The sequence below is a fragment of the Oerskovia rustica genome (assembly GCF_014836555.1).
GTDB lineage: Bacteria > Actinomycetota > Actinomycetes > Actinomycetales > Cellulomonadaceae > Oerskovia > Oerskovia rustica.
Genome location: NZ_JACSQQ010000017.1, coordinates 62,519 through 84,414, shown reverse-complemented (window position 1 = coordinate 84,414; position 21,896 = coordinate 62,519). Strand labels below are relative to the sequence as shown.

General features: G+C 73.1%; 22 protein-coding genes. 6 read left to right on the top strand and 16 right to left on the bottom strand.

All coding sequences use genetic code 11. The features are described from left to right. Positions 1 to 244: 244 nt before the first annotated feature. Both H9652_RS11585 and H9652_RS11580 read right to left on the bottom strand, forming a co-directional pair. Entirely contained in the window at positions 245 to 2,209 is a 1,965-nt protein-coding gene (locus tag H9652_RS11585; protein WP_318244134.1) for a glycosyl hydrolase family 18 protein, read from the bottom strand. Between the two features lie 247 nt (positions 2,210 to 2,456). Further along, entirely contained in the window at positions 2,457 to 5,474 is a 3,018-nt protein-coding gene (locus H9652_RS11580; RefSeq protein WP_191796376.1) for a helix-turn-helix transcriptional regulator, read from the bottom strand. Positions 5,475 to 5,941: 467 nt separating this feature from the next. On the opposite strand from H9652_RS11580, the gene H9652_RS11575 reads away from it, so the two are divergent. Next, positions 5,942 to 6,253, top strand: a complete 312-nt coding sequence (locus H9652_RS11575) for a hypothetical protein (protein WP_191796375.1) — start codon at positions 5,942 to 5,944, stop codon at positions 6,251 to 6,253. After that, positions 6,250 to 7,257 (top strand): CorA family divalent cation transporter, encoded by a 1,008-nt coding sequence (locus H9652_RS11570; RefSeq protein WP_191796374.1) that lies wholly within the window; start codon positions 6,250 to 6,252, stop codon positions 7,255 to 7,257. Before H9652_RS11575 ends, H9652_RS11570 begins: the two co-directional genes overlap by 4 nt. A gap of 99 nt (positions 7,258 to 7,356) precedes the next feature. On the opposite strand, the gene H9652_RS11565 is transcribed toward H9652_RS11570, so the two are convergent. The 9 genes from H9652_RS11565 to H9652_RS11525 all read right to left on the bottom strand — a co-directional run bounded on the left by H9652_RS11565 (position 7,357) and on the right by H9652_RS11525 (position 15,002). Continuing rightward, positions 7,357 to 8,913 carry a glycosyl hydrolase family 18 protein gene (locus H9652_RS11565; protein ID WP_318244133.1) on the bottom strand — a complete coding sequence of 519 codons (1,557 nt, stop codon included), beginning with the start codon at positions 8,911 to 8,913 and terminating at the stop codon, positions 7,357 to 7,359. 300 nt (positions 8,914 to 9,213) lie between these two features. Continuing rightward, complete coding sequence (dtd, locus tag H9652_RS11560; protein WP_191796372.1) at positions 9,214 to 9,639, bottom strand: D-aminoacyl-tRNA deacylase; 426 nt, start codon at positions 9,637 to 9,639, stop codon at positions 9,214 to 9,216. Further along, complete coding sequence (locus H9652_RS11555; RefSeq protein ID WP_404822020.1) at positions 9,636 to 10,643, bottom strand: asparaginase; 1,008 nt, start codon at positions 10,641 to 10,643, stop codon at positions 9,636 to 9,638. Before H9652_RS11555 ends, dtd begins: the two co-directional genes overlap by 4 nt. Next, entirely contained in the window at positions 10,640 to 10,987 is a 348-nt protein-coding gene (locus tag H9652_RS11550) for a DUF2516 family protein (RefSeq protein ID WP_191796370.1), read from the bottom strand. Before H9652_RS11550 ends, H9652_RS11555 begins: the two co-directional genes overlap by 4 nt. Positions 10,988 to 10,996: 9 nt before the next feature. Beyond that, a complete protein-coding gene (locus H9652_RS11545) occupies positions 10,997 to 11,422 on the bottom strand; it encodes a type II toxin-antitoxin system VapC family toxin (RefSeq protein WP_191796369.1) in 426 nt (141 codons plus the stop codon). Between the two features lie 13 nt (positions 11,423 to 11,435). Continuing rightward, positions 11,436 to 11,699 (bottom strand): type II toxin-antitoxin system Phd/YefM family antitoxin, encoded by a 264-nt coding sequence (locus H9652_RS11540; RefSeq protein WP_138822733.1) that lies wholly within the window; start codon positions 11,697 to 11,699, stop codon positions 11,436 to 11,438. A gap of 163 nt (positions 11,700 to 11,862) precedes the next feature. Beyond that, complete coding sequence (locus tag H9652_RS11535) at positions 11,863 to 13,014, bottom strand: FUSC family protein (RefSeq protein WP_191796368.1); 1,152 nt, start codon at positions 13,012 to 13,014, stop codon at positions 11,863 to 11,865. A gap of 60 nt (positions 13,015 to 13,074) precedes the next feature. Then, positions 13,075 to 14,298 (bottom strand): CAF17-like 4Fe-4S cluster assembly/insertion protein YgfZ, encoded by a 1,224-nt coding sequence (ygfZ, locus tag H9652_RS11530; protein WP_404822019.1) that lies wholly within the window; start codon positions 14,296 to 14,298, stop codon positions 13,075 to 13,077. Positions 14,299 to 14,381: 83 nt separating this feature from the next. Then, positions 14,382 to 15,002 (bottom strand): FABP family protein, encoded by a 621-nt coding sequence (locus tag H9652_RS11525; protein ID WP_191796366.1) that lies wholly within the window; start codon positions 15,000 to 15,002, stop codon positions 14,382 to 14,384. A gap of 250 nt (positions 15,003 to 15,252) precedes the next feature. Between H9652_RS11525 and H9652_RS11520 the strand changes: the two genes are divergently transcribed. After that, complete coding sequence (locus H9652_RS11520) at positions 15,253 to 15,663, top strand: DsrE family protein (protein ID WP_318244132.1); 411 nt, start codon at positions 15,253 to 15,255, stop codon at positions 15,661 to 15,663. 147 nt (positions 15,664 to 15,810) lie between these two features. On the opposite strand, the gene H9652_RS11515 is transcribed toward H9652_RS11520, so the two are convergent. The 4 genes from H9652_RS11515 to H9652_RS11500 all read right to left on the bottom strand — a co-directional run bounded on the left by H9652_RS11515 (position 15,811) and on the right by H9652_RS11500 (position 18,267). Next, entirely contained in the window at positions 15,811 to 16,482 is a 672-nt protein-coding gene (locus tag H9652_RS11515; protein WP_191796365.1) for a pentapeptide repeat-containing protein, read from the bottom strand. 61 nt (positions 16,483 to 16,543) lie between these two features. Beyond that, positions 16,544 to 17,005 (bottom strand): DUF4395 domain-containing protein, encoded by a 462-nt coding sequence (locus H9652_RS11510; RefSeq protein ID WP_191796364.1) that lies wholly within the window; start codon positions 17,003 to 17,005, stop codon positions 16,544 to 16,546. A gap of 40 nt (positions 17,006 to 17,045) precedes the next feature. After that, a complete protein-coding gene (locus H9652_RS11505) occupies positions 17,046 to 17,507 on the bottom strand; it encodes a thioredoxin family protein (RefSeq protein ID WP_318244131.1) in 462 nt (153 codons plus the stop codon). 25 nt (positions 17,508 to 17,532) lie between these two features. Then, complete coding sequence (locus H9652_RS11500) at positions 17,533 to 18,267, bottom strand: hypothetical protein (protein WP_191796363.1); 735 nt, start codon at positions 18,265 to 18,267, stop codon at positions 17,533 to 17,535. Positions 18,268 to 18,485: 218 nt separating this feature from the next. Here H9652_RS11500 and H9652_RS19805 point away from each other — a divergent pair, with 218 nt between their 5' ends. Together H9652_RS19805 and H9652_RS19800 are read left to right on the top strand one after the other, a co-directional pair. Next, on the top strand, positions 18,486 to 19,262 hold the full coding sequence (locus H9652_RS19805) for a winged helix-turn-helix transcriptional regulator (RefSeq protein ID WP_318244130.1): 777 nt from the start codon (positions 18,486 to 18,488) through the stop codon (positions 19,260 to 19,262). Next, positions 19,259 to 20,191, top strand: a complete 933-nt coding sequence (locus H9652_RS19800; RefSeq protein ID WP_318244129.1) for an alpha/beta fold hydrolase — start codon at positions 19,259 to 19,261, stop codon at positions 20,189 to 20,191. Before H9652_RS19805 ends, H9652_RS19800 begins: the two co-directional genes overlap by 4 nt. 54 nt (positions 20,192 to 20,245) lie before the next feature. Here H9652_RS19800 and nth read toward each other — a convergent pair whose 3' ends face one another. Beyond that, positions 20,246 to 20,977, bottom strand: a complete 732-nt coding sequence (gene nth, locus H9652_RS11490) for an endonuclease III (RefSeq protein ID WP_191796362.1) — start codon at positions 20,975 to 20,977, stop codon at positions 20,246 to 20,248. Positions 20,978 to 21,170: 193 nt separating this feature from the next. Between nth and H9652_RS11485 the strand changes: the two genes are divergently transcribed. Beyond that, positions 21,171 to 21,848, top strand: coding sequence for a Crp/Fnr family transcriptional regulator (locus tag H9652_RS11485; protein WP_030143997.1), 678 nt, complete (start codon positions 21,171 to 21,173; stop codon positions 21,846 to 21,848). Positions 21,849 to 21,896: the final 48 nt, after the last annotated feature.

Below are 21,896 nucleotides of genomic sequence, written 5' to 3'. Positions count from 1 at the left end.
GCCGAAAGACCGCAGGGCGGGGCCCGGCGGAGATCAGGGGAGATCGGGGATCTCAGGAGGAAGGTCGCCGAACCCGAGATCCTGGGCGGCCCTCGGGCCGGTCGACGGGACCTCGGGTTCGGCAGCGGCGAGCCGCTACGTGGTACCCACCGGTGACGGAGCCTCGATCGGCGTCGGTCCTCGGCGGGGGTCGTGGGGAAGGAGCCGGGGGGCGGGGCGGGGATCCCGCCCCCCGGCTCGACTCTCAGCAGGCGCCGAGCGCCTGCCACGGGCCGTACTGCTCGGCCCCGGGGACGTTGTTCTGCGTCCACCACTTGGCGGTGTACTTCTGACCGTTGTGCGAGACCTGAGCCCCACCGACGTAGACCGCCGTGGCGGACCAGGCGGGGGCGGTGCAGGTACCGGTGCCGGTCGTGCCACCCGTCGTGCCACCGGTCGTGCCACCGGTCGTGCCACCCGTCGTGCCACCGGTGGTCCCGCCGGTCGTCCCACCGGTCGTCCCACCAGACGTGCCGCAGGTACCGACGAGCTCCCAGGGGCCACCGGCCGTGCCGGGGGTCTCGTTCTGGGTCCACCACTTGGCCTTGTAGTTCTTGCCGTTGTGGGAGACCGTCGCTCCGCCGTTGTAGGTACCGGTCGCGGTCCACGCCGCGGCGCACTCGGTCCCGGTCCCACCGGTCGTCCCACCAGTGGTCCCACCGGTCGTCCCACCAGTGGTCCCACCGGTCGTCCCACCGGTCGTCCCACCAGTGGTCCCGCCGGTCGTGCCACCCGTGGTGCCACCGGTCGTCCCGCCGCCACCCGTCGGGTCACCGATCACCGGCCCGGCCGGTGCCGCGCGGAACTTCGTCGCGAGGCCCTTGAGGAGCGAGCCGTCCTGGTTGCCCGTGAGGTCCCACCACATGGCCCCGCCGAGCTTCTTGGCGGCGATGTAGTCGCCCTTCACGGCGACGGACTGCGGGTCGTCGAAGCTCCACCACTGGTTGCCGTCGTGACGCCACGAGGCCACCGATACCGGGTCGTAGTACCCGGTGCCGAGGTTCTTCAGCTTGTCGTAGTCCTCGTTGCCGGCCTCCCAGGTGCCGGGTCCGGCGTCGGTCGCGACGCCCCAGGGGGCCGACGACGTCGCGCCCTTCCAGCCTCGTCCGTACATCGCGAGGCCCATGGTGAGCTGCTTCGCGGGGACGCCGGCGTCGAGGTAGGCCTTGACGGCCTTGTCGACGCTGTAGCGGCGGTTCGCGGGGCGCGTGTCGGTGGGGTCGTCGTACAGGTTGCCCTGGTGGCCCGTGAGGGTCTTGTTCCAGGCGCCGTGCAGGTCGTAGCCCTGGATGTTCCCGAAGTCGAGGTACTGGTAGTTCTCGGGGTCGTTCCAGCCGCCGGACGCGATGTCGTCGGGGTTCGCCGGGAGGAACGCGCTGAGCTGGTACTTCTTGCCCGTCGTCGCACCGTAGGCGTCGAGCTGGGTGCGGAACTCCTTGAGGAGGGCCTTGAAGTTCGCCTTGTCGTTGGCGACGTCGACGATGTTGCCGACCTCACCGTTCGGCGAGCCGGGCCACTCCCAGTCGATGTCGAAGCCGTCGAACACGCCTGCCGCCGAGCCGGGGCCGCCGCGGCCGTCGATGACGGGCAGGTTGCCCTTGAGGTACAGGTCGATGCAGGACGACACGAGCTTCTTGCGGCTCGCGTCGGTCGCGGCGGCCTTGGAGAAGTTCTTGGACCAGGTCCAGCCACCGATCGACAGCATGGCCTTGACCTGGGGGTTCTTGGCCTTGAGCTGCTTGATCTGGTTGAACGAGCCGGCGAGCGGCTGGTCCCAGGCGTCGGCCACGCCCGCGACCGAGTTGGCCGCGGTGTAGCCCATGCCGTAGTCGGCCCAGGCGTCGCCCGCGCCGTCGGACCCGTTGGGGCCCGTGCCCTGCGCCTTGTTGGCCTCGAAGCACGTGAGCGTCTGGTGGTGGATGTTGCCGAACGCGTAGTTGAGGTGCGTCAGGTCGGCGGCGGCGCCGGAGTCCTGGAGCTCCTTCATCTTGAAGTCGCGCCCGTACACCCCCCACTGGGTGAAGTACGCGACGTTGCGGTAGCCGTTGATCGCGCTGTCGCCGGTCTCGGCGGTCGTGGTGGCTGCGGGGAGGGGGGTCGCGGTCGCGGCGACGGTGCCGGCGACCAGGGACGTCGCGAGCATGGCTGCTGCGGTCAGTCCCGCTGCCACCTTCCTCGCGCGTCCTCGTGGAGTTCTCAGTCGCATGTGTCTGCCTCACTTGGCTGGGGGCTCGGGTGCCCGGTGACCCGGACGTCGTTGCCCAGGAACACCCCGACCCTAGGGAGCGACCCTGTCCTCGTGAATCAGCGTTTCCCACATTGTTCACCTCGCGTACATACACACGGACGCGTAGGTGTTCCCCCCTACGTACCCGCGCGTCGCATACGGGTCGCGCCGACCCCGCGTACCGTCCGGCTCATCGTCCGACCCGGTGCGCGAGCACCGCGAGCTCGACCCGCGAGCGCACCCCCAGCTTGCGGAAGACGCGGCCCAGGTGCACCTCGACGGTGCGCACGGACAGGTAGAGCTGGTCCGCAGCCTCACGGTTGGAGCCTCCCTGGACGACCAGCAGCGCGACGTCGAGCTCCCGCTCGGTGAGCTCGTCGGCCCAGCGGGCGCGCAGCTCGTCGAGGGCGTCGTCGGACACGTCGCTCTCGCGCGCGGCGAGGCGCGGCCTGCCCGACGGCGCAGCCCCCGCGTGCGGGGCGCCTCCCCCGGGCGTCGTGGTCGGCACGGGCGCGTGGTCGCTGCGGGCGGAAGCCACCTGGAGCGCGTGGAGGTGCTCGAGGACGCCGGCGAGCTCCCCCTGCGCCTGCCGCGCCCACGCCCACGCCCCGGACTGCGTGAGGAGCTCGACCGCGGAGAGCAGGTGCTCGTGGGCCGCGGGCAGGTCTCCCCAGCGGGTCAGCGCCCGGCCCAGGCAGAGCTCGGTGCGCCCGTGCTCGAACGGCGACGCGATCCCCCTGCCCGCCGAGGCGACGGCGTCGCGCAGCGCGACCGAGTCCTCTGGCCGCGCCAGGGCGATCTCGGCACGGGCGAGCGTCGCGACCCGGTTCGCCGGGGAGAGGTCCTTGGCCTCGACGCGCCGCCGGGCGAGCGCCCGTTCGGCCGCGTCGGGACGTCCGGCGAGCACCCAGGCCTCGACGTCGTCCATCCCGGGCAGGTGCAGCATGTGGGCGCAGTCGCGCCGGTCCGTCTCGGCGGCCAGCTCGAGCAGCGTCGCCGCCTGGGTGTGGTGGCGCGCGAACGACGCACCGATGGCCCGGTCCACGAGGAGCCCCAGCCGGACGGGCCGCGACGTCGGGCAGGAGCAGGTCTCCTCGAGCGCGGTCGCGACCGTCCCGACGCTGCCGTGCACCGCCATGTCGAGGCGGCGTGCGACCGCGACCCCGGTCCCCGCGAACGGCAGCCCGACGGGCAGGCGGAAGGCCGCCTCCTCGAGCTCGCGGCGCGCCTTGGTGATGTTCCCCGACCAGAAGTGGACGAGCACCTGCGCGAGGCGCAGGTGCGCCTCGACGTACGGGGTCACCGCACCGGACGGGGCGTCGAACCAGCGGCCCCCGTTCCGTACCGGCGCGAGGTTCGCGACCGCGCTGGCCAGCGCCTGGCCCGCGACGTCGAGGGCGTCCTCGTCGGCCAGCGCGATCGCGCGGCTGACCTGTGCGTACGCCTCCTGCTCCGGAGAGAGGCACGAACCAGGCAGGTTGGCCCCCTTGCCGCGCTCCCCCACCCCGTAGTTGGCGAGCCAGGACCGCACGACGTCGAGCCCGCCGACCCCCTGCGTGCAGCGTCGCGCGAGCCGCTTCGCCGCGTCGAACGCCTGGGACGCGGCGACGCCGTCGCCGCGCTCGGCGTGCAGCGTCGCCGCGCTCGTGAGCCCCTGCACGACGTCGCCGATCTCGCACCCCCCGGCCGCGTCGCGGGGACGGCCCTCGTGGTCGACGCAACAGGTGCAGGCGTCGTCGTTGTCCGCGAGCGCGAGGAACGGGGCGATCACGTCGTCAGGCACCTGGCCCTGGACGTGCGTGAGCGCCGTGACGAGCGGGCCCAGGATGCGGGCCGAGCTCACGCCGCCCTCGCAGCGCGCGGCCCGCCGCAGCCAGTCGGCCGCGTCGTGGACATGACCGGACTGGAGCGCGGCCGTCCCCGCGACCACGTACGCCTCGCCGCGGTCCGCCGCAGCGGCCTGGCTCGCGGCCTCGCGCGCGACCTCGTGGGCCCACACGACGTCCCCGCGCTCGAGGAGACGCTGGGCCAGGGACACGAGCCCCGGGGCGAGCGTCGGGTCACCCGCGAGCGTCGCGAGCGCCGTGTGCCAGGTGGCGATGTCCTCCTCGCCGACCGCCGTGTGGACCGTCGCGAGCCGCAGGTGCGCGGCCGTGCGGTCTGCGAGGCGGGCGTCGCCGTGGACCAGCGAGCGAACCCGCGGGTCCGTGAACGCGAAGCGACCGGAGACCAGCGAGAGCTGCCCCGAGAGCGGCCCGTCGAGCACCTCCTCGATGCTCAGCCCCGACGCGGCGAGCAGCACGTCCGTGCGCTCGACGACCGCGACCGCCGCGACGAGCAGCGCACGCCGCTCCTCGGGGGCGAGCCCGTCGAGCCGGTCGCCGAGCAGCGTGCGGACCGCGGGAACCGGGGGCAGCGGGTCCGGGAGGATCGCGGTGCCCGCGAGCTGCTCGCTCGACAGCAGCCGGGCCGTCTGGGCGATCGCCGCCGCGTTGCCCGCGAGGTTCTGGGCGAGCCTCGCCGCGACGTGCGGGGCCACGGCCAGGCGCTCCTCGACGAGCAGCAGGTGCAGCGCCTCGGGCGGCCCCAGGGGCGCGAGCTCACGGACCTCGATCGGGTAGGGCAGCGGGCGGTCGAACCCTCCGGGGACGGCGGTCGCGAGGAGCACGAGCGCGGCGCGGCGCTGGGCGACGAGCCCGACGACCACGGCACGGCTGATCTCGTCGACCAGGTGGAGGTCGTCGGCGAGGAGCACGACCGTGCGGTCGGGCACCGCCTCCTCGAGGTACTCGGCGAGCGCGACCGCGCCGACCTCGGGCAGGTACCCGTACTCCGGGTCGGCGACGTCGAGCGGGCGCACGAGCCGGTCCGGCACCGCGCACCCGGTGACCTGGGCGACCTGGGACACGAGCGAACGCACCGCTCCGCCGGAACGCTGCGGGCCCACCGTCTGGGCGACCCTCAGGACCAGGGGCGGGTGCGGACCGCTCGCCCCGTGCAGCGCCTCGTGGACGCGCTCGAGCGTGGTGCTCGCCCCCATGCCGGGTTCCCCGGTCCAGACGAACGCGCCCCGCCCGTCGGCGACCGCCGAGAGCGCGAGGTCTATCTCCGCCCGACGCGACGAGAGCCGCTCGGGCCGGTGCTCGGTGGACGTGCGGGACGTGCGCACCTGATCTGAGGTCAGGACTTCTTGCTGGCTGGCTGGCATGTCAGACCCTCCCGTCCGGGGCAACGATGGCCGGACGACTCTCAGGAATGTTAACAACCCGACGTAAAGGCGGGCATCCTGTCCTGTTACCCGTCAGTGTCTTCGGTGGCTTCCGCCGGGGGCGGTTTGCCGGGGCCTTCGACCAGGTCTAGGGTGACCTCGTTCCTCCGTCTGCTTCTGCCGAGAGATCTCGGTACCTCAGACGAGCACGGAACCAGAAGCAGATGAGAAGGAGGTGAGAGCGATGCCGGACGGCAGCAGTCATAGATCCCCGCACTGCGCGCTCGCTCCCCTCCACCCTGCCCGCTGACCCTTCCGGTCGGCTCTCCCGGCACGGCCCGCGGGGCGGTCGCCAGTGCGCTCCATGCACCGTCATCCCCCCTCGCCAGGACCTGCCCCTGCCCGCACGCAGGGCGGCCCGGCGTCCGGTCGGCACCGTCGAGAGCACGGCGCCGGGAAGGACCACCATGTCGACGAGCACACACCTCAGTGCACCCTGCCCCGCGACCACTCGCAAGGGCTCCGCACCACTCCGAACGAACCGGGCCACCACCCCCGCGCCCGCTCCCCGCCGCCCCGACCTCGAACGCCAGTCGATCACGTTCACGATCGGCCTGTACCTGTTCATCTGCACGGCCCTGCTCGGGACGCACCTGCTGGCCGCGGGGCACGACGACGCCCCCGTCCCGGCGCCGCTGGTGACGACGACCGCGCCGACGGGGGCGACGCCGTCGGGCACCGACGCGCTGCCCACGGGCGAGACGGCGGTGGCACCGTGACCGGGACGACGCCCGCGGTCGCCGAGTCGCCCCGCGCCCTCACGTCGCCCCGCGCCGCTGCACGGCGGACGCCCGCCCCGGTCCGGACGGCCCCACGGTTCGACCCGCAGGCCCTGCGCGCCCGCTGGCTCCAGGTCGCGTCCGAGGACCCGGCCGCCCTCGAGCGTGCGGCGGAGGTCGGCGTCGACTTCTCCCCGGCGTCCGGGCGCGTCTGGGAGACCGACGACCACGTGTACCTGCCGGTCGTGGCGACCTACCGGCGCGGCGAGCGCATCGAGCGCGAGGTGCTCATGCTCGCGCTGTCACCCGAACGTGTCGTGACCCTCCAGCCCAGCCGGCACTACCCGATCTTCGACAAGGCCATCGCCCGCATGCGGCGCACACCGCGACTGACCCAGACGTCCTACGGCGTCACGTACGCGCTGCTGTACGCGCTCAACGAGGCCGCCGAACGCGTCATCCACCACGCCAGCGACCTGCTCGAGGACATGTCCGACCAGATCGAGGAGGCCACGCTCGGCTACGACCGGCGTGGGCGCGAGATCGGCGTGACCGACATGCAGGGCACCATCTCGCGCATGAACCGGGCCGAGGAGATCGTCTCCAGCACCCAGGAGTCCCAGCTCTCCCTCGCGCGCGCCGCACGACACCTGCGCAGCGAGATCGCCGACACCGACCCCGTGCTCGCGAGCCTGGTCGAGACCCTCATCGCGGACGTCGACGGCGTCAAGGAGCACGCGAGCTTCGAGCACGACAAGGTCCGCTACCTCCAGCAGGCCATCATGACCTCGCTCGACGTCAAGCAGAACCAGATCGTCAAGGTGTTCACGATCATCACCGCGGTGTTCCTGCCGCCCACGCTCATCACGTCGTTCTACGGCATGAACTTCACGCGCATGCCCGAGCTCGAGTGGGAGCTCGGGTTCCCGTGGGTCGTGCTCGTGACGCTCGTCGCCGCGGTCATCCCGCTCGTGTACATCAAGCGGCGCGGCTGGCTCCGCTGAGCCACGCTCCCCGTCCCAAGGACGTGCGGACGCCCGACAGGCAGGTCGTGGTCCCGACGGCGTCGAGTTGCGCAGGGCCGAGGCCGCTACCGCGTCAGGTCAGACGCAGGAACCGACCACGCGCCACGGGCTCCAGTGCGTCTCGGTGCCCGGTGCGTTGGTGTGGACCCACCAGTTGGCCTGGTAGTTGACGCCCTGGTGGGACGCCACCTGGCCAGCAGTGTAGATGCCCGCCTTGGTCCAGTCGCCGTAGCATCCACCGGGAGCGTCCGAGTCGACCGGACCGGCCTGCGACGCACGGTAGACGTCCGCGGCCGTGCCGACCAGCTCGTCCTCGTAGTCACCCGCGAGGTCCCACCACATCGAGCCGCCCAGGCCCTTCTCCGCGACCCACTTCGCCTTGAACTCGACGGCGCGCGGGGTGTCGACCGTCCACCACTCGTTGCCGTCGTAGCGCCAGGACGAACCGGTCGTCTCGTCGAAGTACTCGGTGCCCAGGTCACGCAGCTCAAAGTACTGCTTGTAGCCGGGCTCGTGCGTGCCCTCGGCCACGCCCGCGGCGGACTGCCACGCACCGTTCGAGTCGCCGGCCACGACGCCGGTCCAGCCACGGCCGAACGCCGGGATGCCCAGCGTGATCTGCTGCGGGTCGACGCCGCGGCTCAGGTACAGGTCGATCCCCTGCTCGACCGAGATCTCGCCCGTGTAGGTCGGGTCGTCGTGCAGGTTGGACTGGTGCCCGGCCAGGTTCGGCGACCAGCCGCCGTGCAGGTCGTAGCCCTGGATGTTGCCGTAGTCGAGGTAGTCGAAGATCTTCGGCGCGTCCCAGCCCGCGTTGATGACCGTCGGGTTCACGGGGATGTACGAGGACAGGAGGTACTCCTCGCCCTGCGAGGCGCCGTACTCGTCGAGCTGCTCGTGGAACTCCGCGAGCAGCGCCGTGAAGTTCGCCTTGTCGTTCACCGGGTCGACGAAGTTCTCGGGGTGCTGCGACCAGCTCGGTGCCCCCGGCCACTCCCAGTCGATGTCGATTCCGTCGAAGAGGCCGGCCGCTGCGCCCGCGCCTCCGCGGCCGTCGATCTCCGGCAGGTTGCCCTCGAGGTAGAGGTCGATGCACGAGGAGACGAACTTCTCGCGGGACTCGGGCGTCGCGGCGGCCTTCGAGAAGAACTTGGACCAGGTCCATCCACCGATCGACACCAGCACCTTGGTGTCGGGGTTCTTCTCCTTGAGCTTGAGGAGCTGGTTGAAGTTCCCGGCGAGCGCCTGGTCGGCCGTGTCGGCGACCCCGTCGATCGAGTCCGCCGCGCTGACCGCGTCGACGAAGTCGGCACCGGCGACGCCGGCCCCGTCGTTGCCGCCAGGTGCGGGCGACCCGTCCTTGTCGGAGATGAAGCACGTCAGGTCGGTCGGGTGGATGTTCGCGAACGCGTAGTTGACGTGCGTGATCTGGTCGGCCTGGCCGGACTCCTGGAAGTCCTTGACCGTGTAGCCGTAGTTCTCGGGAGCCCACGACATGAAGTAGCCGACGTTGCGGTACCCGTTGATGTCGTTGTCACCGTTGGGGCTGACCGCGGCGGGCGCGGCCGGCGCGGCCGTCGCGGTGCCTGCTGCGACCAGGCCCGAGCCCACGAGGGCGAGGGTCGTCGCGGTCACCACGGCACCGGCGGCACGGCGGGTGCGGCGTGGTAGCGAGGGGTTGTTGCGGGATGCGTGCAAAGGGAGGCCTCTTCGTCTTCCGTGCTGCTGACTCCGGTCCGTTCCGGAGCCCCAGGCACCGGGGATCCCTGAACGGGAACCAGCGGCTGGGCACTTCCGAACCTAGCCAGGGGGGCGCGCGAAAGATGTACGGGGCTTCCACATGGTTCACAGCGGTCACATAAGGGATTTCCCTTACCAACGCGGCGAATCGTTCGAAACGTTACGAAGGGTAGCCTTCCGCGCCTCGACGAGGCGCTACGCCTCGACGAGGATCGTCACCGGGCCGTCGTTGACGAGCTCGACCTGCATGTCCGCACCGAACACACCGGTCGCGACCTCGACGCCCTTCGCGCGCAGCGCGGCGACCACCTGGGCGACGAGCGGCTCGGCCACGTCCCCCCTTGCCGCACCGTTCCAGGACGGCCGGCGCCCCTTCTTCGTGTCCGCGTAGAGCGTGAACTGGCTGACGACCAGCACGGGCGCACCCTCGTCGAGCACCGACCGCTCGTCGCGCAGGATCCGCAGCTCGGCGACCTTGCGCGCCACCAGCTCGACCTGCGCGGGCCCGTCGTCGTGCGTCACGCCCACGAGCACGACCAGCCCCGGCCGGTCGATGCTGCCCACGACCTCGCCGCCCACGCTCACGCTCGCGCGCGCCACGCGCTGCAGGACGGCCCTCATGCGGCGTGGCCCGGTCCGAACGTGGCCCGCACCTCACCGACGGGCTCTCCTCCGCCCAGGACCGGGGTGCGGCCGACGCGGTCCAGCGCGGCGCCGTCGACCCCTGGGACGTCCCCCGCACCCAGCGCCGCCAGAGCAGCGACCAGCACCGCGGGGCGCGGCCGCGGCGAGCCGTCGAGGACCTTGAACGCGAGCGCACGCCCGTCCGGCAGGCCCGCGCCGTACACGCCGTCCGCGCCGTCCTTGGCGACGAGGCCCGGCACGGCCCGCATGACGTCGGTCGCGTCGCGCCCCGTCCCACCGACCATCTCGGGGAACGAGGACATCGCGCGCGCCACCAGCGCCTCGGGCGACCCGGGCGCACTCGACGGTGCCGCCGCCAACCGGCCGAACGCCCGTGCCATCCCGAGCAGCGTGGTCGAGAAGAGGGGTGCACCGCAGCCGTCGACCGTCACGTGGAGGTCGGCCGCGTCGTCCCCCGTGAGCTCGAGCAGCGTCTCGCGGATCGCGACCTGCAGCGGGTGCGCGGGATCCAGGTACGTCGCGGTGTCCCAGCCCGCCGCGACGCACGTCGCGAGCATCGCCGCGTGCTTGCCCGAGCAGTTCTGGGTGATCGACGCCGGGCCGTTGCCCTGCTCCTGCCAGGCGAACGCCGCAGGCGGGTAGACCGGCATGTCGGGCGTGTTGCGCAGCGCCGACTCGTCGAGCCCGACGCCCGCGAGGATCTCGCGTGCCCCCGCGAGGTGGAAGTCCTCCGCGTTGTGGCTCGCAGCACCGAGGGCCAGCAGGCGCGGCGGCAGGGAGAGCCCGTTACGGAGCATCGCGACAGCCTGGAACGGCTTGACCGACGAGCGGGGCCAGATCACGGTCGACGGGTCGCCCACCACGAGGTCGGCGGCGCCCGAGGCGTCGAGCGTCACCAGGTGCCCCAGGTGCACGGACTCGACCAGGTCGCCCCGGACGACCTCAGCGAGCGGAGCGGCGGAGCGCAGCACGGGGGTCACCACCCGCCCGGACGGCCGCCACGGTTGCCGCCCGACCCTCCCGAGCCGCCCGACCCGCGGCCGTACGGCTTGAGGCGGGGACGCACGTCGACGAGGTAGATCACGGCGGGAGCCACCGCGAAGATGTTGAGGAAGCCGACGCTCGCCCCCATGGGCGGCAGGGCGATGAAGCCCAGCGCGGCGCAGACACCGAGGATGAGCAGCCAGAGGTTCTTGGTCAGCTTCCCCTCGGCCGTGTAGGCGTTCTTGGGGCGGCTCGCGGCGTCGATGAGCGCGACGAGCTGCGCGACGAACACCGCGAGGAAGAGGACGAGGTAGACGAGGGTCTGGGCTGCTCCGAACACGACACGAGCCTACGGCAGGACCCGTAGCGCCTCCGCGCGCGCCGCGCTCGCGACGCGCTCGTCCCACACCGCGAAGATCGCGTCCTCGTGGCGCAGCACCAGCGCCGAGGCAAGGTGCACGGCGTCCGCGCCGCGCAGCGAGTGCCCGTTGCCCCCCGCGAGGGCGCTCGCCCGGTCCAGGACCTCGGGCGAGACCTCGACCAGGTGCAGCGCGGGCCACAGCCGCTCCCAGGTGGCGAGCGCCTGAGCACGCTCGGCGGCGTCGAGGACCCCCGCTCGCTCGCCCGCGGCGAGCGCAGCGCGGACCTCGGTGTCCGACAGCCGGCTCGTGCTGACCACGTCCGCCCGGTTCCACAGGGCGCTCGCGAGCTCGGACCCGGGCTCGGCGACGCACAGCTTCACGAGCGCGCTCGCGTCGAAGTAGACCAGTGCCATGGGGCGCGCCCGCTCAGCGTCGGATGCGGCGCACGAGGCCCGACATCGCCGACTGCTTGGCAGCCGGGCGAGCGGGCGGCGTGTGCACGGGCCGCTCCTCGGTGGCCGGCGTCAGCAGGCCGTCCCGGGTCAGCGACGTGATCAGGTCCGCGCTGTCGATCGCGCTCAGGCGGGCGACCGGGATGCCGCGCTCGGTGATCACCACGTCCTCCCCGTCACGCGCCCGCTCGATCCACGACTTCAGCTCGGCCCGCAGGGCGCTGACGGAAACCTCCATCCCCCGAAGGTACCGGCCAGCGCCCGGATTGCGTAGACCTCCACGCGTGCCAGTCCTGCGGATGTGTCGGGTGCGAGCCCCGGCACGCCCGGGCACGCCCCGGCACGATCGGCGCCCCGCCAGACGCGCTCCCGCGTGCTCCCGGCGCGCGCCACGACCCCGGTCAGAGCTCGTGCAGGGCTGCCCGGGCGTCCTCGGGGGACATCCCCGCGGCCTCGAGCGTGTCCACGATCGGGGAGCGCAGCAGCATCACGAGCGACTGGACCTGCCAGTCCCCGGCACCGACGGTCCGCGGGTCGGCCGCGGCCGCGGTGTCGGCCAGGATCTCGCGCGCGGTCGACGGGTCGCGGCCCGCGCCGATCGCCTCGGCCAGGACACGCGTGCCGGCCGCGAACCGGTCGACGATCGCCGCGACGGGCAGGAGGTCGTGATCGGTCCCAGCGACCGGGCGGGCACGCCGGGCCAGGACGCGGACGCTGCGCATGGCACGGTCCACCAGGACCGCCTTGCGCTCGATGTCGCCCAGCTCGCTGCGGTGCTTGCGCCCCACGGGACTCACCCGGGAGAGCTCCTGGGCGCTCGTCGCGGTGGCCTGCCACTCCTCGAGCGCGGGCTCGGACGCCCGCCCCCGCACGAGTGCGGCGTCCAGGTCGTCGATGTCGCCCGAGCGGAAGCCACGGGCGAGCAGCTCGAGCGTCTCCGCGAGCTCGGTCGTCGCCTCGTCCCCCAGGATCCGAGGCCGACGGCGTGGGTCGCCGGGGGTGAGCGTCGCGACGAGCAGCGCCACCGCGCCACCGACCAGGGCGTCGACCAGGCGCCCCCCGGGCCCACCCGTCTGGGTCGCGGGCAGACCCACGATGACGATGGCCTGCACACCGGCCTGGGTCGCGAGGAGGGCGCCGCGGTCGATGAAGCGCGCGACCAGGGCGGACGTCGCGAGGACGACGGCGACCTGCCACCAGCCCGACCCGATGAAGTGGACGATCAGGTCCCCCAGGCCCACGCCCACCGCGACCCCGATCGCGAGCTCGCCGACCTTGCGGACCTGACGGTCCTGGCTGAACCCGAGGCAGATCCACACCGAGACCGGGGCGAAGAACGGGTACGGGTGCCCGAGCAGGTAGTGCGCGATCCCGTAGGCGACGCCCGCGGCGAGCGAGGCCTGGATGACGGGCCAGAACGCGACCCGGACCCGGGAGGTCCCCTGCCGCAGCCGGGCGCGGAGCACGAGCCGGCGGAACGCCTTGCGAGCCGTCTCGACCGCCCCCGGTTCCGGGGTCGTCGCTCCCCCGGCCGACTCCCGCGCCTGCGTCATGTGCTCCTGCTCACCGCGTCCCACCGTGCCGGAGTCCCGGCACGGTCCTCAGACTCTGTTCTAGATCATGCTCTGGGGCGCGCCCGCGCCCTTGGGAGTGATGCCTCGTGCGACCGGACCGCGGGGTGCGGGGCGGTCGACCGACACGCCCTCGCCGGGGACCACGACCTCCTGGGCCGCGGCGACCGCGCCACCGTCGCAGTCGACGACGAGCTCGACGTCCTCGGGGGCGCTGCGCTTGAGGACCGCGAGCGCCACGGGGCCCAGCTCGTGGTGCCGGGCGACCGACGTCACGACCCCCACGGCACGGCCCGGTGCCGCCACCCCGTCCGGCCCCGGGGTTCCGCCCGGCAGCCGCACCTCGGCCCCGGCGACGGGGAGCAGGTGTCCCGAGCCGTCGAGGTGGAGCATCACGAGGCGCCGCGGCGGACGGCCCATGTTGTGCACGCGCGCGATGGTCTCCTGGCCGCGGTAGCAGCCCTTGTTCAGGTGGACCGCGGTGCGCAGCCAGTCGAGCTCGTGCGGGATCGAGCGGTGGTCGACCTCGGTCGCGAGGCGGGGGCGCCAGGCCTCGACGCGCAGCGCCTCGCTCGCCCAGGTCCCGGCGAGCCGCCACCCGGCGGCCTCTCGGGCCGCGACGGCGTCGGACAGCTCGGCGCGGGGCACCAGGACCAGGCGCCACGGGCGGTGGGCACCGGGGTGCTCGTCGTCCGCGGGGCCGTAGCGCGTCCCTCCGGGCGCGGTGCGCGGCCAGGGGTCGCGCCACGTGACGGGCTCCCCCTCCACGCCCTCCGCGTCGCGGGGCTCGCCCAGGACGGCGATCTCGTCGCTCATGTCGGTGATCTCGACGCGGAGCGAGAACTTCATCCGGTCGAGCCAGGCGGCCAGGGTCGGGGCGTGCGAGCCCTCGGTCACGAGCCACGTGGACTCGCCGTCGTCGACGACCCCTGCCGCGTGCTCGACGTGCCCCTGCGGGCTCAGGACGAGCAGCTCGGTCGAGGTGCGGGGCGCCAGGCCCAGGAGGTTCTGCGACGTGATCGAGTTGAGCCACGTCAGGCGGTCGGGGCCCGTGACCCGCACGACGCCGTGGTGCGAGAGGTCGACGACCGCACCGCCCGACCCGAGCGCGCGCTGCTCGCCCGTCGGGTCGCCGTAGTGCCATGCCACGCCCGCGTCGGGGCCGGAGCCGGCGACCGCGCCGGGGCGCGCGAGCAGCGGGCTCGTCCGGACCGGGGTCTCGGTCACAGGGTCGGTCTGGGTGGCGTCGTCAGGTCCAACGGTCACGGTGCAACAACCTCCTCGGCGCCGGTGGGCGCACGTCCGTCCGGCCGCGCGGTGGCGTCGGCCGTGCCTCATGCGTCGGAGGGCTAGAGGCGGTCCAGCTTCGCCGACGCATACGACTGCAACGGTTGACCGAAGGCCGCCAATTCCCAGACCCACAGGAGCTGGCCCTGGACGTTGCCGTAGAGCCGGTTCGACGCCGTGACCTCGGCCGAGGTGGCCGTGCGCATCATGGCGTCGCTCGACAGGTCCACCCGACCGTTGCCGACGACCCCCAGGTACAGGGTCATGCGGCCCGACGGGTCCGCGATCATGACCTCGATCGCGGACTTGTCCTCGGGCAGCCCCTCGGGGCGCTCGGGAGAGACGCGCCAGTAGCCCGTCTCGGTGGACCAGATGCGGCCGGGCGCGAGGTGCCCCTCGGTGCTCGGCTCGGTCTGGTCGCTCGACGCGTCGGCCTCGGGGTCGACGGGTTCGTTCGCGGTCCAGGCCTCCGGCACGGTCTCCGGGACCTCGGCCTCGAGGACGCGGAGGGTCGACTCGTACCGCAGGTACGGGCCGCCGTCGTGGTCGAACACGACGTCCTGGACGAACGGGGTCTCGGGGATCCCGGGGTAGGCGATGACTCCCTCGCCACGCCAGGAGCCCACGAGCCACGCGAGCGGGTAGGCCTCGGGGGCGAGCCCCTCAGGGAACGCGAAAGCCATCTGGTGGTACCTCCGGCGGTCCCAGCGGACCGGTGACGACGACGAGGGGAGCGGGACCGTGGTCCCACCGGGCGCGGACGCCCGGAGCGACGCTCAGGTCAGCGCTGACCCTTGTACAGCTTGTAGACGACGAACCCGGCGAACCACGTGATGGTCACGGTCGCGGCGATCAGCAGTCCCAGGAAGATGAGCTCGAGTGCATGCGTGGACATGTCGCCGATCCTACCGTCCGGCCTCTAGGCTCGCGCACGTGACCTCCCAGCCCCTCCCGCCGCTGTCCTCGGCCGCCCCGGCCGCCGTCTCCCGCTCGCTCGTCGTCAAGACGACGGCGGGCCTCGAACGCCCCGAGGCGACCAACCAGGCCTTCACGGTCGCGGCCGCCGCGGTGGCCGCCGGGGTCGAGGTCAGCGTGTGGCTGACCGGGGAGTCCGCGTGGTTCGGGCTCCCGGGACGTGCGAGCGAGCTCGAGCTCGAGCACGCGACGGCCCTGCCGGACCTGCTGGACGTGATCCTGTCCGCAGGGACCGTCACGGTGTGCACCCAGTGCGCCGTGCGCCGCGGCATCACGGAGGCCGACCTCCTGCCGGGCGTACGCATCGCGGGGGCGTCGGTGTTCGTCGAGGAGGCGCTGCGGCCGGGGGCCCAGGCCCTCGTCTACTGACGCGCCGCGGTCCTCGCAGCGGGGTACCCCTCTGCCCGACGGCGGCGCTCGCCCCGCGCGAGCGCCTCGCCTCGCGCTGCACTGCGGCGTGGCGTGTCCGGAGCGGCTCGCGGTGGCGTGGCGGGCTCCGGGCGGCGGACCTCGCGCTCAGTCCTCGACGCGGATGCCGAGCTCCGCCGCGAACAGCGGCGCCATCTCGACGAGCTGGGACGGGCTGAGCGTGGCCCCCGCGAGCCTCTCGAGGCTCGTGATCCGGCGCAGCGTCGCCCCGCGGAGGTCGGTGTGCGCCAGCCGGGCGCTCGCCAGGACGAGGTGGTCGACCGAGGTGTCCTCGAACGCGACCCGCGTGGCCTGGGCGTTCGTCAGGTCGAGCTCGTCCACGGTGCACCGCGTGAGCCGCAGGTCGCGGATCGTCGCCCCCCGGAGGTTGACGTACCCGAGCTTGCAGTCGACCAGCTCGACCGACCGCCACCCCGACTCGTAGAGCTCGGCGGACCCGATCCTCGACCCGGCCACGACGACGTCGTGCCACACGGACCGCGGGGCGCTCAGGACGGGTGCGTCGATCCGTTCGAGCCGGGACTCGCTGAACGTCGCGGCCCGCAGGTCCGCCTGGTGCAGCGAGAGCCCGACGAGGTCGCACCGCTCGAACGTGACGTCGGACAGGTCCGCGTGGGACAGGTCGCCACCCTCGAACCGCTCGTCGTGGCGACGGTCCTCCGCGCCGATCCCCTCGGCGTCGCCCGGGGGACGGACCCCGGCACGCAGCCGCTTGATCCGGGGAGGGACGGTGGTCGAGGAGTCGTTCTGCGCAGGCACCGCACGACCCTACGCGCTTCCTGCCACGGCACCCTCGGCGCCTCGCTGCCGGCGCGGGACCTCAGCGGGCGGGTGCGAACCGTCGGATCAGCAGGTACATCTCGCAGCCCAGGCACAGCCCGAACGCCGCGTTGAGCACGGCCGCCACCAGGGCGAGCGCCGCTGCGACCGGCACGGCCACGAGCGAGACCGTGAAGCCCAGGAGCACGCCGACCCCGGTGATGACGAACCCGACGCCCTGCGCGAACCGGGGCGGACGCGGGTCCTCGCGCTCCGCCGTCGGGCCGAGCCTGGGCTGGACGAGCGTCTTGAAGACCCAGCCCTGCCACGTGCCCTGCGCACCGCGCAGCGCCCCCAGCAGGAAGCTCAGCGCGATGAACGTCAGCAACCACAGCGCAGCCTGGGAGGTGCCCAGGAGGAGGGTCACGGCGAGCAGCAGAGCAGTGATCCCGGCCCCGACGCGAGGACCACGCGGGTCGATGCCCCGAGCCACGCTCGAAGAAGGGTGCGGGTCGTGCGACATGGCGGCTCCTCGGTCGGCCCGCCCCGGTGGGCGAGCGGTGTCAGGCGACGGACCCCGCGGGCACGTCGAGCGCCTCGACCGCCTGGGTCCGGTTCACGCTGCCGCTCATCCGAGCGACCTCTCGACCGGACGGGTCGAGGACGAGCACCGTCGGAGTGCGCAGTATGCCGAAGGTTCGCACGAGATCGTGGTGCTCGTCGACGTCCATCTCGCGATGTGTCACATCGGTGCGCGCCGCGACGACCTCGTCGAGCACGCGGGCCGTGTGCCGGCAGGGCGAGCAGAACTCGCTCGAGAACTGCACGAACGTCCGGTGCTCCCCGAGCACGATGCCGAGGGCCGCCCAGTCGACCGCGCCGTCCTCGGCCGCGGGCCGGGCTGCGCGGACCACCCCCTGTCGGCGCTGCCACCAGAGCCCGAGCAGCACGCTCGCGGCGAGCACCACGACCAGGACCACGATGCGCCAGACCATGGCGTCGACCTCTCTCTCGGACAGCGGCACGGCGGCCCGCCGTGCGGCGGGCCGGTCAGCCCACGAGCACGCGACCGACCACGAAGACCAGGATCCCCCCGACCGTCACGGGCAGCACTATCGCAGCAACGGCCGCCTGCCTGCGCTCGAGGGCCGGCAGCTGGTCGAACAGGGCGCGCAGCCCCGCGACCAGCATCCCCGAGACGACGCCCGTCCACAGCCCGTTGCTGATCGCGACCTCGGGCAGCACGTACCCGAGGGCGGCCCCGGCCGCCGCGGCGGCGACGACCGTCACGACCGAGCTCCACCACCCGGCGAGGGGCAGCGCGGAGATCGCGGACGCGACGGCGAGCGTCGCCGCGCACGTCACGACGAGCTCCGCCCCGGCGTCGGTGCGGTCGGTCGCGATCCACCCTGCGGCCGAGACCGCGACGACCAGTCCGCTCACCGTGCCCAGGAGCGACTCGACGAGTCGCGGGCGGCCGTCCCGGCGCAGCATCTCGGCGACGAACGCCAGCACGATGCCCATCGCGAGGACGAGCGGCAGGTTGCGCAGCGCGGGCTCGCCGTCGGTCGCAGCCACGACGGCGACCGCACCGACCCCGGTCAGGCCGATCACCAGGCCGGAACCGCCCGGGGCGGGCTGCCCCAGCAGCGCGGGCCACCCGACCGCGACCAGCACGACGAGCACGGCGGCCGCGATCGTCAGGGGCAGGAGTCCGAAGAACGCGGCGGCAGCGACCGCCGCAGCCATCACGGACGTGGCGACGGCGCGCGAGGAGAGACCCACTAGGCACACTCCCCCGACAGCACGAGCGGTGAGAGGGCGGGGTCGGCACCGGGTCCGAAGAGGCTGAGCACGAACATGAGTCTCCCAGATGACGCCGCACGAGAACACGAAACAAGGTTGTAACAGCGCAAAGGCCTTGGTCACCCCGTCGACCCCTGTTCCACGCGCTACGGTAATGATTCCGGCCTCCTCGGGGGTCACTGGGAGGAGGTGCGTCGGTGGCAGAGCTGTTGATCCTGACACCGGCGACAGGTGGGTCCGTCGACATCCTGCCTGCGCTGGGACTGCTGTCGCACCGCTTGCGGGTGCTGCCCATGGAGCCGTCGGCACTCGTCGACGCTCCGGACTCGGACGTCGTGCTGCTCGACGCGCGCCGCGACCTCGCGGCCGCCCGCACCACCTGCCGCCTGCTCCACGCGACCGGTCTGACGGTGCCCCTCGTGCTCGTCCTGACCGAGGGCGGCCTGACCGTGGTCACCGCCGAGTGGGGGGCCGACGACCTGCTCCTGGAGCACGCGGGCCCCGCGGAGGTCGAGGCCCGGCTGAGGCTCGTGATCGAGCGCTCGTCGCACGGCCGCGCCGACGACGCCCCGCAGGAGATCTCCGCGGGCGAGCTCGCGATCGACGCGGGCGGGTACACGGCCCGCCTGCGCGGACGCCCGCTCGACCTGACCTACAAGGAGTTCGAGCTCCTGAAGTACCTGGTGCAGCACCCGGGCCGCGTGTTCACGCGCGCCCAGCTCCTGCAGGAGGTCTGGGGCTACGACTACTACGGGGGCACCCGGACGGTCGACGTCCACGTGCGGCGCCTGCGCGCCAAGCTCGGCCCCGAGCACGAGCAGCTCATCGGGACGGTGCGCAACGTCGGCTACCGGTTCGACCCGCCCAAGGACCGGCGCGCGTCCGCGGCGGCCGACGGGAGCACGAGCGACGCGCCGGGAACCGAGGCGACCGAACCCACGGCCTCGAGCGAGCAGGTAGGTTCGTCCGGGTGACGACCGACTCGAGCGACTTCTCCGCAGCCCTCGTCGACGGCCCCTGGCGGCACGAGTTCGTGCCGGCCAACGGCGCCCGCTTCCACCTCGCGGTGGCCGGCCCCGAGTCCCGCGGAGGCGGTTCGGGCGCTCCCCTCGTGCTCCTGCTGCACTCGTACCCGCAGTTCTGGTGGGCGTGGAGGCACCAGCTCGAGGCGCTCGCCGAGGCCGGCTACCGCGTCGCCGCGATGGACCTGCGCGGCACCGGTGCGTCGGACAAGCCTCCGATCGGCTACGACGCCCCGACCCGTACGCGCGACGTCGCGGGCGTGGTCCGTTCGCTGGGCGCCGACCGCGCCGTCGTCGTCGGGCACGGGACCGGCGGCGGGCTCGCCTGGGCCATGGCCGCGCTCCAGCCCGCGGTGACCGCCGGCGTCGCGGCGTTCGCCGCGCCGCACCCCTCGCACGTCCACACCTCGGGCCGCAGGCTCCTGACGCCGCTCGCGCAGCGGCACCTCGCGTTCGCCCAGCTCCCGACGTTCCCCGAGCGGGCCCTCACGCAGGACGACCTGGTCGGCCGGGTGCTCGCGGACGGGTCCGCGACCCCGTTCGCCACCGAGGCGGTGGACACGTACCGCACCGTCATGCGCATCCCGTTCGCGGCGCACTCCGCGATGGAGGCCATCCGCTGGTCGGTGCGCTCCGCACCACGGCCCGACGGGCGCCGCTTCCGCAGCGCGCTGCGCCGCCCGATCGCCATCCCGACGCTCCAGGTCCATGGCGGGGCCGACGGCTTCCTGCGCCGCGAGCTCACCGACGCGGACGCAGCCGCCGTCTCGCGCTCGTTGCGCTTCGAGGTCCTCGACGGGGTGGGGCACTTCCTCCCGGAGGAGGCGCCCGACGACGTCACCCGCCTCCTGCTGGACTGGCTGCCCACCACGCAGGGCTGAGCAGGGTGCGTGGCGCGGGCCCTGCAGGCTGCAGGCCCTGCGCCGCCGCGCACCTCAGTCCGTCTTGACCATGCCCGCCGCGACCGCCGGGTCGGTCTCGCCGACCCCGAACGACGGGCACAGCTGCGCGATGGTGCACGCCCCGCACGCGGGCTTGCGCGCGAAGCAGACCCTGCGGCCGTGGAAGATCAGCCGGTGCGAGAGCATGGTCCACTCGCGCTTCTCGATGAGCTCGCCGACCTCCGTCTCGACCTTGACGGGGTCCTCCTCCGTGGTCCACCCCAGCCTGCGCACGAGGCGCCCGAAGTGGGTGTCGACCGTCAGGCCCGGGACGCCGAACGCGTTGCCCAGGACGACGTTGGCGGTCTTGCGCCCGACGCCGGGCAGCGTCACCAGGTCGTCGAGCCTGCGGGGGACCTGACCGTCGTAGCGCTCGACGAGCGCCTGCCCGATCCCGATGACCGACTGCGCCTTGGCCCGGAAGAAGCCCGTGGGCCGCAGGATGTCCTCGAGGTCCTCCCGGTCCGCGGCGGCGTAGGCCGCGGCGTCCGGATAGCGGGCGAAGAGCTCCGGGGTGGTGAGGTTGACGCGCTTGTCCGTGGTCTGCGCCGACAGGACGGTGGCGATCAGCAGCTCGAGAGGCGTGGTGAAGTCCAGCTCGCAGTGCGCGTCCGGGTACGTCAGCGCCAGCTCGCGGTTGGTGCGCCGTGCTCGCCGCACCAGGGCGAGCCGTGACTCGACGTGCGGGGCTGGTGCAGGACTCGAGGTACCGCCCGAAGTGGTCACGTCCGGCAGCCTACTCGGCCCCACCCACACCTCCCCCACGCCTTCCGCGCAGGTCTCACCAGGTCGGTGGCGATCCGAGTTGCGCGCATGAGGCAGACTTGTGGGAGGAATCACGAGTACCGGTTCGCTCGAACTCCGCCGATGCAGACGGGCTCATACCGGGAAAGTCCGCTCAACACTCGAAGGACATCGCGTGGACGACGACGTAGTGCTCTCGGCCCCCCTCTTCGCCACCATGGACCGCGAAGAGACCCGGACGCTGTTCGACTCGATGCAGCAGATCGAGCTCACCCGTGGAGACGTGCTCTTCCGCGAGGGTGAGCCCGGCGACCGGCTGTACGTGATCGCACAGGGCAAGATCAAGCTCGGCCGCCGCTCGAACGACGGTCGGGAGAACCTCCTGTCCATCCTCGGACCGGGCGAGATGTTCGGTGAGCTCTCGCTCTTCGACCCGGGGCCACGCACCGCCACGGCCAGCTCGGTGTCCGACGCTCTGCTCTACGAGCTCCGCCACGAGCAGCTCATCGAGTGGATCGAGAAGCACCCGAGCGTCGCGAAGCACCTGCTCAACGCGCTGGCCCGCCGGCTGCGCCGCACCAACGAGACGCTCGCCGACCTGGTGTTCTCGGACGTGCCCGGCCGTGTCGCCAAGGCGCTCCTCGACCTGTCGACCCGCTTCGGCGAGGAGACCGACGAGGGCGTGCGCGTCGCGCACGACCTCACGCAGGAGGAGCTCGCCCAGCTCGTCGGCGCGTCGCGCGAGACGGTCAACAAGGCCCTCGCCGACTTCGCCACGCGCGGGTGGGTCCGCCGCGAGGGCCGGGCGGTCGTCCTGCTCGACGTCGACCGGCTCGAGCGCCGCGCGCGCTGACCGCGGACGCACCAGACCAGCGGGAGGCCGGGGGGGGGGGGGGGGGGG